We start from the raw sequence: 15,018 nt of genomic DNA, 5'->3' as shown, positions 1-15,018 counted from the left end.
TTTGTTTCGCGGTTGCTTAGCGGGTGGCAGAGGCACTGGTCAATCCAAACTCTACGTTACACTGCTGTAGAACCCTCAAATGCGACAATTCGAGCGTCAGTTTTCGTCATTTGGAAGAGTATTCCCGTCGTTCACCATCTCTGAAGGCTTATCCCCCATCAGATAGCGCGGTCCCTGCCCTTTGGCAGCGGCCGCATCATCGGGATTGTACAGCCTGCAGGTGGGCAACGACAGGCAGCCGCAACCGATGCAGCCGTCCAGATTATCGCGCAAACGCTCCAGCGTTTCGATTCGGGCATCCAGATGGCTGCGAAAAGCGGCTGACAGATTGGTCCAGTCAGCCTTGGTCGGGGTCCGTCCGCCCGGCAGGCTTTTCAGAAAGTCGCGGATCTCAGGCAGTGTGAAGCCGAACTTCTGCGCAATCATAATGAAACTCAACCGCCGCAGATCCGCTCGGTGAAACCGCCGCTGCCCGCCCGTATTGCGCCAAGGCTCAACCAGCCCCTGTGCCTCATAGTAGCGAATTGCCGATACTGCCAGGCCTGTGCGTTCCGCCAGATAGCCGATGGTCAACCCGTGAGATGCAGCCATGAAATACTCCCTACCAGTCCCCGAAATTCCGTCGCGTCTCAGCCTGCGGGCCGAGAAAAATCACAAAACACCAAAAAAATGCTTGAGCTAAAGTTAGGTTTAGAAATTACGACTCAATCAGGCAAGAGAAAACACAAAGGAGCCTGACATGACCGTACGTCTTGAACACGCAAACATCACCGTGTCCTCTCCCGAAAGCACTGCCGCCTGGATGCAGGATGTTTTTGGCTGGCACATTCGCTGGCAGGGGGAGGCGATCAGCGGCGGCTACAGCCTGCACGTGGGTGAGGCTGACAGCTATCTGGCGCTGTACTGCCCCCCGGAACCCCTGGCCAAGGCCCCGACCAGCTACGCCATCAACGGGGGGCTCAACCATATCGCCGTTGTTGTCGACGATTTGGACGCGGTTGAGACACGGGTCCGCGCGGCTGGCTTCACCCCGGGCGAGCATCACGACTATGAACCGGGTCGCAGGTTCTATTTCCGAGACCGGGACAATATCGAATTCGAGGTGGTACAATATGATGCTTGATCTTCTCTGGCACAGCAGCCACCCGCGCTCGGTTTTACCCACCCAGCGGCGGCACCCGGCCCCGACGATATTGTCACAGCAGCGCGCGACGACACGCCAGCTGCAAGGGATCCGACGCTCTTCCCCGATCAGCCGTCTGATCAGCTTACTGCAACGGCTGGATCCCCGGCCACGGGTGCCCCGCCACAGCATCACCGGCAAAACATCCAGCCTGCCTGAGGGTCCCTGACCGCACCAAGACGCTGGCGCGATGAAGCCAAAACCGGACCGATGTCGGCCGACACATTGCAAGTTTCTCGCCGACCCTCTGTCCGGGGGCGTCTAAAAAAGCGGAGTTTTCCGCCTGTTGGCATGAAATCGCTGTGGACAGGCAACCCCGCCCTCTTGCATTCGGCGGCAGGATTGGGTCAGGTAAATGCGACACAACCGGTTTGTCCCGCTGTCAGTTCGGCAGTGGGACAACCGGTTTTCCTATAGACGCGAACCGCCACGCCTGGTGGCCAAACCTGACACGATATCTGGACACAGACATGGAAAAGATCCCGATGACCCCCACGGGTCACGCCGCCCTCGAAACTGAGCTGAAGACCCTGAAATCGGTGGAACGCCCGGCGATCATCAAGGCCATCGCCGAAGCCCGCGAGCTGGGCGACCTGTCGGAGAACGCCGAGTACCATTCCGCACGCGAAAAACAGTCCTTCATTGAGGGCCGCATCAAGGAACTGGAGGGCATCCTGTCGCTGGCCGATGTGATCAACCCGGCCAAACTTTCCGGTGCGATCAAGTTCGGCGCCAAGGTCACCGTCGTCGACGAAGACACTGACGAAGAGAAGACCTGGCAGATCGTCGGCGAACATGAGGCCAATATCGAAGCCGGTCTTTTGAACATTAAATCCCCGATCGCCCGTGCCCTGATCGGCAAGGAAGAAGGCGACAGCGTCGAAGTCCGCACCCCCGGTGGGGACCGCGCCTATGAGATCCTCAAGATCATCTACGCCTAACCACTGCAACGGCGTGGCGCGCCATACAGGCGCCCCGCCCATCTCACCCAGCCGTCGCACCCTGCGGCATATGCCAACCCAGTACACCCCTGTTTCCGAGCAACAGTATGACCCGTTCCAGTTCCCCAGCCGCAACGCCGCCCACCAGCGCCCTTGATGCGCCACCGGAACGACCGGTCTTTGGCCTGATCGAGGCCGCAGCACTCGGGCTCAGCGCCCTGTGGTTTCTGGTGGTGGTTGCGGTCTTTGTATTGGGTGGCACAGCAAACACGCCAGCAGCGGGATGGCCGGATATTCTGCTGCGCATCGTCGCGGTGATCCTGCCGGTTCTGCTGATCTGGGTGGGCGCCATCGCCTTGCGATCAGCGCAGGTGATGCGGGATGAATCACAACGGCTCCACTCGGCCATCGACGGGATGCGCAACGCCTATATTGCCCATGCCCAACAGGCGGCCTCGGTTGCCGAACCTTCGGTGACGCGCAAGCTGGATGAAATCGCCGCCGCGACCCGCAAGACGGAAACCGCCCTCGCCACCTTCCACACCAGCCGCCGTGACCGGCCGATGCCGGGGATCTCCACCGCCGCAGCAGCAGGAGGCGAGGTGACCGATCAGGGACTTCTGGCACTTGGCACCCCCGCCGAGGATCTGGCCACCCCGCTGCCCTCCACCCAGTTGATCCGCGCGCTGAACTTTCCGGAAACCGCAGAGGATGAGGAAGGCTTTGCCGCGCTGCGTCTGGCCCTGCAAGATCGTAAGGCTGCACAGGTTATTCAGGCCGCGCAGGATGTGCTGACCCTGCTCAGCCAGGATGGCATTTACATGGACGATCTGCGCCCCGATATGGCGCGTCCTGAAATCTGGCGTCAGTTTGCCCAAGGCACCCGTGGCCGCGCCGTGGCCGCCCTTGGCGGGGTCCGCGACCGCAGTTCCCTTGCGCTGACCTCCGCCCGGATGAAGCAGGATCCGATCTTTCGCGATGCGGCCCATCACTTCCTGCGCCGTTTTGATCAGATGCTGGCCGAGTTCGAGGAAGAGGCAAGCGATACGGATATTTCATCGCTGGGCGAAACCCGCACCGCACGCGCCTTCATGCTGTTGGGCCGTGTGGCTGGCACCTTTGACTAACACCGCGCGGGCTACAGGCCAAAACTTGCATAGGGTATGAAACGCACCGGGTCACCGGGTTGGATCGTGGCCGCGCCATCTCCCAATTCAACCAGCCCTTCCGCCCAGCTGAGAGAGCTGACCCGTCCTGACCCTTCGGATTTGAACACCTCTACCTTGCCATCCCGCACGCGGGCACGCAGATATTCCCGCCGCCCCGGCTTCTTCCGCTTCTGAAAGGCGGCAGGCAGATCAAAGCCCTGCGGCTCCACCCAGCGCGCACCCGCCATCAGCCCCATGGCCGGGCGCGCAAAAATCAATGTGCAGACCATCGCCGCAACTGGATTTCCCGGCAAACCGAACACCGGCACCCCCTGCCACAGCCCCAGCGCCAGAGGTCGGCCCGGCTTCAAAGCAATCCGCCATTGCTGCATGGCGCCGCTCTCCCGCAACAATGCCGACATATGATCCTCATCCCCCGCAGATGCCCCGCCGCTGGTCAAGATCACATCAACCTGTGTCGCCGCGTGATCCAGGCAGTTGCGCAACGCCGCGCGATCATCGGGCGCTTTCCCCAGATCCACAGCAGCGAAACCCATCCGGGTCAGCAAGCCCAACAACATCGGGCGATTGGCGTCGTAGATCTGACCCGCCGCCGCAGGCTCCCCCGGTTCCACCAGCTCATCGCCGGTAGAGAGAACGCCCACCCGCAGCAGCTGCCGCACTGGCAGTTCAGACACGCCCGTCGCCGAGGCGAGTGCCAGATCCGCAGGGGTGATCACCCGCCCCTTGGACAGGATCAGATCACCAGCAGCCGCATCCTCGCCCGCCTTGCGGGTATTGGCGCCCGTGTTCAGCGGCCCATGAAAGGCGATCTCGGCGCCCTCCCGGCTGACATCCTCCTCAAGGATCACGGTATCCACACCAGACGGCAGCGCCGCGCCAGTCAGGATACGAATGGCCTGCCCGGCGGCGACCTCCCCCTCATAGGCCAACCCGGCAGCGGCCCGCCCCTCAGTGAGCGGCATGACCTGCGGCCCATCTTCTATCGGGCCGGCAAACCCGTAACCATCCACGGCGGTATTCGCCTGCGACGGGTTGCTGCGGGCTGCAAACACGTCCTCAGCCAGCACCCGGCCAAGGCTTGCGGCCAGCGATACACTCTCAACCGCAGTCACCGCAGTCAGGTTCTGTCGCAGATGGTCCAGCGCGACATCTACCGGCGTCCAATCCACCCCGGCGGGCAAAGCAAAGCAGTCATTGCGCAGGGGCGGCGGGGCAAGGGTCATATTTGATCTACTCCCAGGATCCAGCCCTCTTCGGGCGCGGTAACGGTCAACAGCCGCTGTAATTCTGCCACGGGTAGGCCCGCAAGTTCCAGCGCCACCTTATGGACCTGCCAGGCATCCTTGATCCAATGATCCGGTCCCGGTCCAGCCAGCAGTGTCGGCCAGATTTCAACCAGCGCCACCGGTTTGTCCAGCGGTTCGAACGGCCAGACTGCAACCTGTCCAGCAAAGCGGCGGCGCAGGCGCTCCAAAACCGGCAGCCCCATCATCACCTGACTGCCAACCGCTCCGGCACCGGCCATTTGCCAGCAGGTGAAACTGCCCTTGGCGTGATGCTCAACCGCGCGGCGCTCGGGAAACGGATTGCGGTAGTTGTCTTTCTTGCGTGGCAACCCCGCAATATCGCGGCTGAGGCCATTGGCCCAGAACGGCCCCAAACCACCAAACTGTCGATTTATGCTTCCGGCGAGATCAAACCGGTTGTTATCATGGGGCGCATCCTCGATGCGCGCCTCGAACCAGTGCCAGAGGGCAAACGGATCATCCGATCCGGTCATCGCCCTGCAAAATCCGGCCGGGTAACCAAACGGAAAATCAAACCCAAGCATCAATCTGCGCCCAGCTGTCAGTTCGACCTCGATCAGATCGGTCAGCCAATCCTCTGCCAGTTGGCGATTGCGCAGATACACAGGGGCATCCGCATCACCGTCACGACGGACGCAGGCCCAGATCGCATCTTTGCGCGGCGTTGCACCACGGTCCTTGCCGCCCGACCAGTCCACCATTGCAAAGCTCTGCCACGGGATCACAGGGCAATCTCCCCCGCGATGAAATCCGCAATCGCGGCTGTATCGTCCAGATCAAACACTGGCCTGTCGAGATGAAGCGGAACATCGCTGGCGACGGCACGGATCGTCGCATCCTCGGGCGCAATAAGCGGCTGGCCCGCTGCCGTGCGATAGGCTTCGATCTTCGGATGGGTCTCACGTTTGAACCCTTCGACCAGCACCAGATCGACCGGGCGCAACCTGGACAACAGCTCAACAAAACTCGGCTCATCCGCTCCGCGCAGCTCCTGCATAATCGCAACCCGGTTTGGCGAAGCAAGGATCACCTCAGCCGCCCCAGCCGCCCTGTGACGATAGCTGTCCGTGCCTGGCTGATCCACATCCGTGCTGTGGTGGGCGTGTTTTAACGTCGAAACACTGTGGCCGCGCCGACAGAACTCAGCGACCAATCGCTCCATCAATCCGGTCTTGCCGCAGTTTTTCCAGCCCGTGACACCGTAGACCTTCATCGCAACAATGCCTCCGCCCGCGCCAGATCGTCCGGTGTATTGACGTTGAAAAACGGATCAAAAGGCTCGGCCTCAAACAGGGCTTCACGCCCCTGGTGCTGATCGGTCCAAAGCACCACCTTGCGCAGACCACCCTGCAAGGCCGCGCGCAGGTCATCGCGCAGGGCCACCGGCCAGAGGCCAAAGGTTGGATGTCGGTTTACCCGGCGGCGCCCACCGGATTTCAACTCTTCTCCAGTGCGTGGCGTTGTCGCCAGCACCAGCGGATGCACCTGCCCGGCGGCGCTTTCGCTCAGGCGCGCGACGAGATCCTGCGGGAAAAAAGGCGTATCGGCCGCGACAGTCACGATGCTGTCAGCCCCCTGTTCGGCGGCCCAGTCCAATCCCGCCAGCACCCCGGCAAGCGGCCCGGCAAACCCATCGATACTGTCCGCAATCACCGGCAGCCCCAGGTCGTCGAAACGCGCAGCCTCCCCATTGGCATTCAGGGCCACCTGCTCCACCTGCGGCGACAGGCGATCGATCACGTGACGGATCAGGCTGCACCCGCTAACTTGCAGGCGTCCCTTGTCACCGCCGCCCATGCGGGTCGCGAGACCTCCTGCGAGGATGACGCCCAACGGTCCGTTTTGTCTCATGACATCTCCTCTTTGCGCGCGAAATGACCTGGCGTCAAAAGCAGAGCCCACATGCAAGGCACCTATCGCTCCGAACTTTTGCGCCGATGCGCCGTTGCCTCTGCGGGCACATTGGCCGGATCCATATCCCGGATCAGCCGCGCCTCCCCGGACAGACAGATAAACCGCTGCCCACGCATCCGGCCGATGAGTGTCAGGCCCAACTCCTGTGCGATCTCCACACCCCAGGCGGTGAAGCCGGATCGCGACACCAGCACCGGGATCCCCATCATCGCGGTCTTAATCACCATCTCTGAGGTCAGCCGCCCGGTGGTGTAGAGGATCTTGTCGGACACCTCTGCGTCCGTGCTCTGGATCCAGCCCGCAATCTTGTCCACGGCATTATGCCGTCCGACATCCTCCATATAGACCAGCGGGCGATCTTCTTGGCACAGCACCGTGCCGTGAATCGCGCCGGCCTCAAGATAGAGCGAGGGTGTACGATTGATCTTATGGGCCAGCGCATAAAGCCAGGAGCTACGCACGGGTGTCTGCGGCAGCACGACCCCCTCAAGCCCTTCCATCATATCACCAAACACCGTGCCCACGGCGCAGCCGGATGTGCGGGTCTTCTTCTGCAGCTTGTCCTCATAGGAGGTTTCAACCGCGGTCCGAACCACCACCGTCTCCAGCTCTTCATCATAGTCGATGGCAGTAATTTCATCACCGGGGTGCAACATGCCCTGATTGCGCAGAAAGCCGAGTGCCAGATACTCAGGATAATCCCCGATGGTCATCGCCGTCACGATTTCCTGACGGTTGAGGTAGATCGTCAGCGGCCGTTCCTCCACCACCGAGATTTCTGTTGCCGTGCCGGTGTGGTCGATGCCCTGAACCGCCCGCGTCAGCCGCGTATCAGCAGGCGCAGGGGCAATCACATATTCGGCCAATACCGACGCCAGATCAGAGCCTTCTTCAGCCACCATCAATTGCAAACCTCCGCCACCAGGCTTATGCCATCTGAGCAGTAACCTAGGACCAGATCATGGCAATCACCACCACGAAATCGGCGTTTTGGAAGGGGTTTCGCGACGGCGCGCCCTTCCTTCTGGTCTCGGGACCATTTGGGCTGCTGTTTGGCGTTCTCGCCGCCGAAGCGGGACTGATTGTCCCCGAAGCCATGATCTTCTCGCTCTCGGTCTTTGCCGGGTCCGCACAGTTTACGGCCCTGCAGCTGATGGAAGAGAACACACCGCTGGTGATCATCCTGATTTCCGCTCTGGCAGTAAATCTGCGGGTCGCGATGTATTCGGCGTCGCTTACGCCGTACCTCGGCGGCGCTCCTCTGTGGCAGCGCGCCTGTGCCGCGTATCTGACGGTTGATCAGTCTTATGCACTCTCCATTGTGCAGTTCGAAACCCACCCGCAGATGACCCTGTCGCAACGTATGGCCTATTTCTTTGGCACCAACGGCTGCGTGGCGCCGGGCTGGATGATCGCCACCTATATCGGCGCATTGGTCGGCACCCAGATCCCCGCCAGCTGGGGGCTCGATTTCGTCTTGCCGCTGGCGTTTTTGGCTATGATCGGGCCAATGCTGCGCACGTCGGCCCATGTTGTGGCCTGTTTCGCCGCCGTCGCCACCGCCCTGCCTGCTACTGCGCTGCCCTATAACCTTGGCCTGATTGTTGCAGGCCTCGTTGGCATGATGGCCGGTGCCCAGGCCGAAGTCTGGCTGGAGCGCCGCCAAATCGCAAAGGATCCGTCATGACCCAAGCCCCCGATCCGACCCTGCTCTGGACCATTATCATTGGTCTTGCCATTGGCAGTTTCGCCCTGCGGTTTGCCTTCATCGGGCTCATGGGCGGGCGCAGCATGCCACCCTGGCTGATGCGTCATTTGCGGTACACGGCGGTCGCGATCATACCGGCACTCGTGACGCCTCTGGTGGTCTGGCCGACCCCGACTGGCGGCACGCCCAGCCTTCCGCATCTGGCGGTTGCGGCGGCGGTTTTCGCACTCGGCTACTGGACGCGAAATGTGCTGATCGCCATGGGCAGTGGCGCGATTGGCTTTCTGCTGCTGTTTCTGTTTTCAGCCTGATCCATACCGATCAAAAACAAAAGCCGCAGGCGATGCTGCGGCTTTTCAAATATCTTCAGTCGTGGCACGCGCCGAGGGGATCAACCGCCCGCGTTCAGCGTTGCGTTGTTCTTCGCCAGACCTTCTTGCAGGTCTGCGCTGTCATTTTCCCGGTAACGCTCCGTTGTGACACCCGGCAATGCGCCGAACTGCTCCGACAGGTTACCCGGATAAAAGGTCACGTTCAGGCTCTCGAACCCCGGAACGTGTTTCAGAATTGATGCCGTAGCATTGGCACAAAACGCGCCCGGCACGCGCCCGTTCGACCGGACCAACTGATAGGCCCGTTGCGCTTGCTCCGGTGTCACCTCAAGTCGCTGCACCACCACATGATGCGTGCTGCGTGCATGAGACCCGCGATAGGCCTTCTCTACGCCCGGCGTAATGCCGAACAGCACATCGTCGCGCTCTGGCACCACATCTGCATAGAACGAACCCGCCGGATCAAAAATCACCCGCTCTGAGGCGTTGACCATCAGCGATGTATGCGCGCCCTTGCCGGTGCGGTTGTTGATCATGGTGTACAGCGTCAGCGCAGGCGGACCGTTGTGACGATAGGCCACCCGCTCAAGCGTGGCGTCATCGGCATTGGGCTGCTGTTGGGCCGCACAGGCCGTCAGCGCAGCAACCGCCACACCGAGCGCTGCAACCCGCAATCCGGTCGACAGCCGCCGGATACCGGAACGCAGGTTAAGATCAGAACCGCTCACGAGGGTGATCAGGTCGCGAAAATTGCAAGGAACACCGCAAAGAGCAGCGCCGCAATGCAGAACCGGGTGGTGAATTTGAGGAAGCCTTCGTAGGTCTTTTCCTGAACGGTAATATCCATCGAACCGTGCTTATGGTCAGCCATATGTCCATTCCTATACGCGTCTGTTTTCCGCTGAATACTGGATTTCACGGACCCTGTCACCACGTCAATCGGGCGCAGCCGGATCAAATCAGCGGGTGAAATTGCCACGGCAGGGCAGGTAGCCATACCCCCAACGCCAACTCAACCCCGAGCAGGGCGCACCACCGAATCGCACGGCTGCATAGACCGCAGTCGCCACTGGTGACGCAAGATTGGCGATTGTGGGGTCTTTGGCGCTGAGATTTGTCTCTACGCAGCGGCGCAGAGCCTGATCCGCTGCCAACCGCGCACCTTGACTGGCCGCCGCCAGTTCTGCCGCTTCCGACACGGCTGGATCTGCACCGCCAATCCCAGCCGCGTTGTGATATTTCCGGTCATGGATCACACAGCAGGCCTCAAACGGCGGGCCGCCATCAGCCCCGGATTGTCCGCTCAGCTGCCGCCAGATCGCCGACAAACCACCACTACAGCCGTCCGTGGTGAACGGCGCTGTTTCACCCCCAGCCGCTGCGACCTCCTGCATCAGCGCCTGATGCGCGGCCCGCTCCAAGCGCTGCCAATATCCGTCTGGCACCTCCGCATCCCCGGCAGCAGCGCCCGCGGCGACGCAGCAAAACAGCGCAACGCCACCCCACAGCGATAGTGCTACCCCGCGATCAGGTCTCAGACCCGTCGCCCTCAAGGTCAGACACCAGACGGAAACCGATCCGATTGGCAGGTGCTGCCTCATTGCGTTTGGGCAGGGCCCGCAACATAACATTGAGCTGGCTAACATGCTGCACCAGCTGAGTGCGCGCACCGCTGGAATCGCTGCCGTAATATGTGATGATATCGGGGTCAAAATACCCCATACCTTCAATCCGCATCACCCCGGCATCGCCACCGGCAAACCCCATGGCGACCTCATGCTCGCCATCCAGCTGTTCTTCGAAATTCTTGATGTAGAGGATCAGCCGTTCATAGGCCCAGCGTGCAGCGCTTTTGTCTGCGACCGGCTTTTGCAGCGGCTCAGGCAGCTTTTTGATTCCTGCGCAGGCATCAGGATCTGCATGGACCTCATGTACACAGGGCAGAACAGCAGCCTCGGCAGCCTCGGCGCTTGTTGCGATTTCATCTGTCATGATCTCTCCCTTTCCAGGGGTCGATCACCCCTTGCGCTGGTAGAGCCAGGCCCCGTCAGCCCGGCGGCTGCGGTCCACCTGACCCAGGTGGTACAGATGATTTACATGGGCCACCGCCTCGACCAAAGCAAGCCCGTATTCCCCGCCCCCGATCTTGCGCTTGAACAACGGGGCAAAGCACCCTGCCGCAGACCTCGGCTCATCAAGGTGATCGAGCAACCGCGCCAGCGCACCGTGATGATTGTCAATGAGCTGCGCCATGCGATGCGGCAGTCCAAGAAATGGCAGCTTATGACCGCCCAAGGCCAGCTGATCAGGCCGTGTCAGCGGTGCCAGGCGCTCGCAGGCCTCCAGCCACTCCGCCACAGGATCGGCCATGGGTTCGGTGGCATAAACGCCGATATTGGGGCTGATCGACGACAGGATCTGATCCCCGGTGATCACCAGATTGTCATCGCGGCTCCAGAAGGTTGCATGCTCCGGCGCGTGGCCATTGCCCATATGCACATCCCAGTCACGCCCGCCCATGCGGAACAGGTCGCCCTGTTTGATACGGGTAAATCCAAGCGGCATGGGATAGACCGTATCAGAGAAATTGAATGGCCGCTCCGCCACCCGCGCGTCATAGATCGCCGGATCCATCCCGGCGCTGCGATAAAACGCCAGCGTCTCCTCCGGCCAGCTTTCCTGCACATCCAGCGTCAGCATGCGGGCAAACTGCCAGGCCGTGCGCGTGGTCACCAGCTCGGCGCCATGCACCGACTGGAACCATCCCGCATTCCCAATGTGGTCCGGGTGATGGTGGGTCACGACCACCCGGCGAACCGGTTTGCCACCCAATGGCCCCGCCATCAGCTGTTCCCAGATCCGACGGGTCTTGTTCGACGACATACCTGTGTCCACGATGGTCCAGCCATCGCCGTCGTCCAGCGCATAGACGTTCACATGATCCAGCTTCATCGGCAGTGGCAGGCGCATCCAGAGCACGCCTTCCGCCACCTCGATCGCCTCGCCTTGCGCGGGAGGTTCACTCCATGGGCCGTCTGGGCGCGGGCTGGTCATCCGTCTGCCAACTCATCCAGTGTCAGCGCCCGCGCGCCCGCGCTCCCCGCCTGCGCATGCGCCAGTAGGGAGGCGTGCTCTGGCAGCATCCGGTTGATGTAGAAGCGTGCCAGCTTCTCACGCGGCCCTCCCAGATCCGCCATCGCCGCCGCCAAATGATAATGCCCGCCCAGAACCCGTGCAAAAGCATGCAGATAAGGCACCGCCCCGGCAAAACGCTCGTCCAGGTCATCCTGTGCTGTCAGCCATTCAGTCGACTCGCGCAGGGATTCGCAAGCCTGCCAGACCGCTTCGGCCATATTCGGATGGGTGGTGCGGGCGCGTTCGGCCTGTTCCTCGATCTCGTCGATCAGACGGTGTGCCATGTCACCACCGTCCATCATCTTGCGGCCCACCAGATCCATCGCCTGAATACCGTTGGTGCCCTCGTAAATCGCCGTCACCCGCACATCGCGGTAGAATTGCGCCGCGCCGGTTTCTTCAATGAACCCCATGCCGCCGTGAACCTGCACACCGGTCTCTGAGACCCGCATCCCGGTTTCGGTGCCAAAACCCTTGGCAATCGGCGTCAGGAAAGCCGCCCGCGCGGCCCACTCCTGCGCACCGGTGGCGGTCTGCATATCAATCGCCTGCGAACAGGCCAGAAGGATCGCACGCGCGGCAAACAGATCTGCCTTCATCTCCATCAGCATCCGGCGCACATCCGCATGATCAACGATGGTACCAGACGCAGATTTGCCCTGCTTGCGCTCCAGCGCGTAGGCCAGCGCCTTCTGATAGGCCGCGCCGGCAATGCCAACGCCCTGACCACCCACGCCAAGACGGGCGTTGTTCATCATCGTGAACATCGCCGCCAGACCACCGCCCGGCTGACCGATCATCCAGCCAATGGCACCATCATATTGCATCACACAGGTGGGTGAGCCGTGCAGACCCATCTTGTGTTCCAGGCTCACCACCTTCAGGTCGTTGGCCTTGCCGGGATTGCCTTCGGCATCTGGTAGATACTTCGGCACCAGAAATAGCGAAATTCCCTTGGTGCCCGGCGCCGCATCGGGCAGGCGCGCCAGCACCAGATGGCAGATATTGCCCGCAAAATCATTGTCACCCCAGGAGATGTAGATCTTCTGCCCGCTGATCGCATAGGTGCCGTCGTCCAACGGCTCTGCCTTGGAGCTGAGCGCCCCCACATCGGACCCCGCCTGCGGCTCGGTCAGATTCATGGTGCCGGACCATTCGCCCGAAATCAGCTTCGGCAGATACAGCGACTTGATCTCATCGCTGGCGTGATGTTCCAGCGCCTCGATCTGGCCCTGGCTCATCAGTGGTGCCAGTTGCAGCGACAGACAGGCCCCCGACATCATTTCATTCACGGCGGTGGTCAGGGTCATCGGCAGCCCCATGCCGCCAAACGCCTCAGAGGCGCTCATCCCGATCCAGCCCCCCTCGGAGATCGCCTGCCACCCTTCGGCATAGCCCGGCGACGTGCGCAACACCCCATTTTCCAGATGCGCCGGCTGCAGATCGCCGCCCCGGTTCAAGGGCGCCATCACCTCATCACAGAACTTCCCGGCTTCGGTCAGGATTGCCGTCACGACATCGTCGCTCGCCTCGCTGAACCGCTCAGTTGCGGAAATATCGCTATAGCCAACGATGTGGTTCAGAAGAAACTGATACTCGGGAACGGGGGCGCGGAAGGTCATGTCTGGCCTCTTTCAGAGAGAGCTGGTCGGGGCAGCCTTGGCATCATTGCCCCAAACCTTTATGTTGAACGTCTTGTCCGATTACCTAACCGGGCCCTTTATTCAAGCAACCAAAACGCCGCGTCACCAGCCATGTCCAGCCCAACAACCCGCCTCCTGACCGCTCAGCCGCAGGAAATCAGCACCGCTGCGGACCTGTTGCAGGAGGGCAAGCTTGTCGCCTTTCCGACAGAAACCGTCTACGGACTGGGCGCCGATGCCCGCCAGACCGACGCGGTTGAGGCGCTTTATGCCGCCAAGGGACGCCCCAGCTTCAATCCGCTGATCGCGCATGTCCATTCGGTCGAAACCGCTCAGCGCCATGTGATCTGGTCCGATATCGCCGATCGGCTGGCGGACGCCTTCTGGCCCGGCCCGCTGACCCTGGTCCTGCCGCTGCGCGAGGACCACGGTATTTCACCTCTGGTCACCGCCGGGCTGAACACCCTCGGTATCCGCATTCCTGCCCATCCCGCCGCCCGCGCGCTGCTGTCTGTGCTGGATGGTCCGGTGGCCGCGCCTTCGGCCAATCCGTCGGGCAAGATCAGTCCGACAACCGCCGCCCATGTTATCGCAGGTCTCGATGGGCGGATCGCCGCGGTTGTTGACGATGGCCCCTGCGGTGTTGGTGTGGAGTCAACAATCATCGGACTGGCCACTGGCACGCCCTTGTTGCTGCGACCCGGTGGGCTGGCCGCAGAAGAGATCGAGGCGGTTCTGGGCCAGCCCCTGCACCTGCGCGATGCCAGCGATCCGCTCACCGCGCCGGGACAGCTGCTGTCACATTACGCCCCCCGCGCCAGCGTCCGCCTGAACGTCACGGCCCCGCAGGACGGTGAACTCTACCTTGGCTTTGGCGCCATGGAATGTGATTTGAACCTGTCCGCCAGCGGTGACCTGCGCGAGGCGGCCGCGCAGTTATTTGGCCACCTGCACCGCCTCGACGCCAGAGCACAGCCCATCGCTGTCGCCCCCATACCGGAGACCGGGCTGGGCGTCGCCATCAACGACCGGCTGCGCCGCGCCGCTGCGCCGCGCTGACCGGCAGTCCCCAAAACGTCAGCATGTCTTGATCGGTCAGGCGTGACCGGCGCTGGTCGACAGGGTCAACGGATCAACCCCCAGCGACCGCAAGGCCGCCTCCCATTTGGTGAGATCATCCAGGCCGAACACCAACTCCGGTGTTGCCGGAGCGGTAAGCCAGCCATTATTGGCAATCTCCGTCTCCAACTGACCCGGCCCCCACCCTGCATATCCCAGCATCACCATAACCTGCTCAGGCCCGCGTCCCATCGCGATGTCTTCCAATACATCCACGGTCGCCGTCATTGAGAACGCATCGGCCACCCGCAATGAACTGACGTTGGATTTATATTCAGGCGAATGCAGCACAAAGCCACGCTGCGTCTCAACTGGCCCCCCGAAACGGACCGGCAGCGCCGCCTCCTCTGCACTGCGCGGTGTGATGTCCAACTGTTCCAGAAGGTTGGACAAATCGACACCGGCTGCGGGCTTGTTCACGATCAACCCCATTGCGCCATCATCTTCATGTGAGCACAGCAAGATCAGCGAATGTTCAAACCTCGGGTCACCGATGCCGGGCATCGCAATCAGCAGTTCGCCGGTAAGATCCATATGAAGCTGTCGTCCTTTTTGTAATTGCCG

Annotated in this window: 19 protein-coding genes; 6 read left to right on the top strand and 13 right to left on the bottom strand. The window is 61.7% G+C overall.

The genetic code is table 11. The annotated features are described in order from the left end of the window. Positions 1-96 precede the first annotated feature (96 nt). A complete protein-coding gene (soxR, locus tag D1820_RS14500; RefSeq protein WP_118069538.1) occupies positions 97-591 on the bottom strand; it encodes a redox-sensitive transcriptional activator SoxR in 495 nt (164 codons plus the stop codon). Positions 592-739: 148 nt separating this feature from the next. On the opposite strand from soxR, the gene D1820_RS14495 reads away from it, so the two are divergent. From D1820_RS14495 to D1820_RS14485, 3 genes are all read left to right on the top strand, one after another. Beyond that, positions 740-1,123, top strand: a complete 384-nt coding sequence (locus tag D1820_RS14495; protein ID WP_072505746.1) for a VOC family protein — start codon at positions 740-742, stop codon at positions 1,121-1,123. Positions 1,124-1,653: 530 nt separating this feature from the next. Beyond that, a complete protein-coding gene (gene greA, locus D1820_RS14490) occupies positions 1,654-2,124 on the top strand; it encodes a transcription elongation factor GreA (RefSeq protein ID WP_024098515.1) in 471 nt (156 codons plus the stop codon). A 107-nt stretch (positions 2,125-2,231) separates the two neighbouring features. Beyond that, on the top strand, positions 2,232-3,251 hold the full coding sequence (locus tag D1820_RS14485; RefSeq protein WP_118069537.1) for a hypothetical protein: 1,020 nt from the start codon (positions 2,232-2,234) through the stop codon (positions 3,249-3,251). A gap of 11 nt (positions 3,252-3,262) precedes the next feature. Here D1820_RS14485 and glp read toward each other — a convergent pair whose 3' ends face one another. From glp to D1820_RS14460, 5 genes are all read right to left on the bottom strand, one after another. Then, entirely contained in the window at positions 3,263-4,519 is a 1,257-nt protein-coding gene (gene glp, locus D1820_RS14480) for a gephyrin-like molybdotransferase Glp (RefSeq protein ID WP_118069536.1), read from the bottom strand. Next, positions 4,516-5,328 (bottom strand): molybdopterin guanine dinucleotide synthesis, encoded by an 813-nt coding sequence (locus D1820_RS14475; protein WP_118069535.1) that lies wholly within the window; start codon positions 5,326-5,328, stop codon positions 4,516-4,518. Before D1820_RS14475 ends, glp begins: the two co-directional genes overlap by 4 nt. Beyond that, a complete protein-coding gene (mobB, locus tag D1820_RS14470) occupies positions 5,325-5,816 on the bottom strand; it encodes a molybdopterin-guanine dinucleotide biosynthesis protein B (protein WP_118069534.1) in 492 nt (163 codons plus the stop codon). The genes D1820_RS14475 and mobB overlap by 4 nt, the downstream gene beginning before the upstream one ends. Then, a complete protein-coding gene (gene mobA / locus D1820_RS14465; protein ID WP_118069533.1) occupies positions 5,813-6,454 on the bottom strand; it encodes a molybdenum cofactor guanylyltransferase MobA in 642 nt (213 codons plus the stop codon). Before mobA ends, mobB begins: the two co-directional genes overlap by 4 nt. Before the next feature lie 62 nt (positions 6,455-6,516). Further along, complete coding sequence (locus tag D1820_RS14460) at positions 6,517-7,419, bottom strand: formate dehydrogenase accessory sulfurtransferase FdhD (RefSeq protein WP_118069532.1); 903 nt, start codon at positions 7,417-7,419, stop codon at positions 6,517-6,519. A gap of 59 nt (positions 7,420-7,478) precedes the next feature. Here D1820_RS14460 and D1820_RS14455 point away from each other — a divergent pair, with 59 nt between their 5' ends. Together D1820_RS14455 and D1820_RS14450 are read left to right on the top strand one after the other, a co-directional pair. Continuing rightward, a complete protein-coding gene (locus D1820_RS14455) occupies positions 7,479-8,204 on the top strand; it encodes an AzlC family ABC transporter permease (protein WP_118069531.1) in 726 nt (241 codons plus the stop codon). Next, positions 8,201-8,536, top strand: a complete 336-nt coding sequence (locus D1820_RS14450; RefSeq protein WP_024098523.1) for an AzlD domain-containing protein — start codon at positions 8,201-8,203, stop codon at positions 8,534-8,536. Before D1820_RS14455 ends, D1820_RS14450 begins: the two co-directional genes overlap by 4 nt. Before the next feature lie 80 nt (positions 8,537-8,616). Here D1820_RS14450 and D1820_RS14445 read toward each other — a convergent pair whose 3' ends face one another. From D1820_RS14445 to D1820_RS14420, 6 genes are all read right to left on the bottom strand, one after another. Next, positions 8,617-9,285, bottom strand: a complete 669-nt coding sequence (locus tag D1820_RS14445; protein ID WP_118069530.1) for a hypothetical protein — start codon at positions 9,283-9,285, stop codon at positions 8,617-8,619. A gap of 8 nt (positions 9,286-9,293) precedes the next feature. After that, positions 9,294-9,428 (bottom strand): aa3-type cytochrome c oxidase subunit IV, encoded by a 135-nt coding sequence (locus D1820_RS14440; RefSeq protein WP_024098525.1) that lies wholly within the window; start codon positions 9,426-9,428, stop codon positions 9,294-9,296. Between the two features lie 88 nt (positions 9,429-9,516). Then, positions 9,517-10,002: a hypothetical protein gene (locus tag D1820_RS14435; protein ID WP_118069529.1), complete on the bottom strand. Its 486-nt coding sequence runs from the start codon at positions 10,000-10,002 to the stop codon at positions 9,517-9,519. A gap of 82 nt (positions 10,003-10,084) precedes the next feature. Further along, positions 10,085-10,549 carry a DUF6173 family protein gene (locus D1820_RS14430; RefSeq protein ID WP_040171316.1) on the bottom strand — a complete coding sequence of 155 codons (465 nt, stop codon included), beginning with the start codon at positions 10,547-10,549 and terminating at the stop codon, positions 10,085-10,087. A 24-nt stretch (positions 10,550-10,573) separates the two neighbouring features. After that, positions 10,574-11,611 carry an MBL fold metallo-hydrolase gene (locus D1820_RS14425; protein WP_118069528.1) on the bottom strand — a complete coding sequence of 346 codons (1,038 nt, stop codon included), beginning with the start codon at positions 11,609-11,611 and terminating at the stop codon, positions 10,574-10,576. Continuing rightward, on the bottom strand, positions 11,608-13,314 hold the full coding sequence (locus D1820_RS14420) for an acyl-CoA dehydrogenase (RefSeq protein ID WP_118069527.1): 1,707 nt from the start codon (positions 13,312-13,314) through the stop codon (positions 11,608-11,610). The genes D1820_RS14425 and D1820_RS14420 overlap by 4 nt, the downstream gene beginning before the upstream one ends. A 132-nt stretch (positions 13,315-13,446) precedes the next feature. On the opposite strand from D1820_RS14420, the gene D1820_RS14415 reads away from it, so the two are divergent. Further along, a complete protein-coding gene (locus tag D1820_RS14415; RefSeq protein ID WP_118069526.1) occupies positions 13,447-14,394 on the top strand; it encodes an L-threonylcarbamoyladenylate synthase in 948 nt (315 codons plus the stop codon). A 36-nt stretch (positions 14,395-14,430) separates the two neighbouring features. Here the strand turns inward: D1820_RS14415 and D1820_RS14410 are convergent, their stop codons facing one another. Beyond that, positions 14,431-14,988, bottom strand: coding sequence for a YqgE/AlgH family protein (locus tag D1820_RS14410; protein WP_040180640.1), 558 nt, complete (start codon positions 14,986-14,988; stop codon positions 14,431-14,433). Positions 14,989-15,018 lie beyond the last annotated feature (30 nt).

The sequence above is a fragment of the Phaeobacter sp. LSS9 genome, from assembly GCF_003443595.1.
Taxonomy (GTDB): domain Bacteria; phylum Pseudomonadota; class Alphaproteobacteria; order Rhodobacterales; family Rhodobacteraceae; genus Phaeobacter; species Phaeobacter piscinae.
This window is presented reverse-complemented; position numbering and strand designations above follow the sequence as displayed.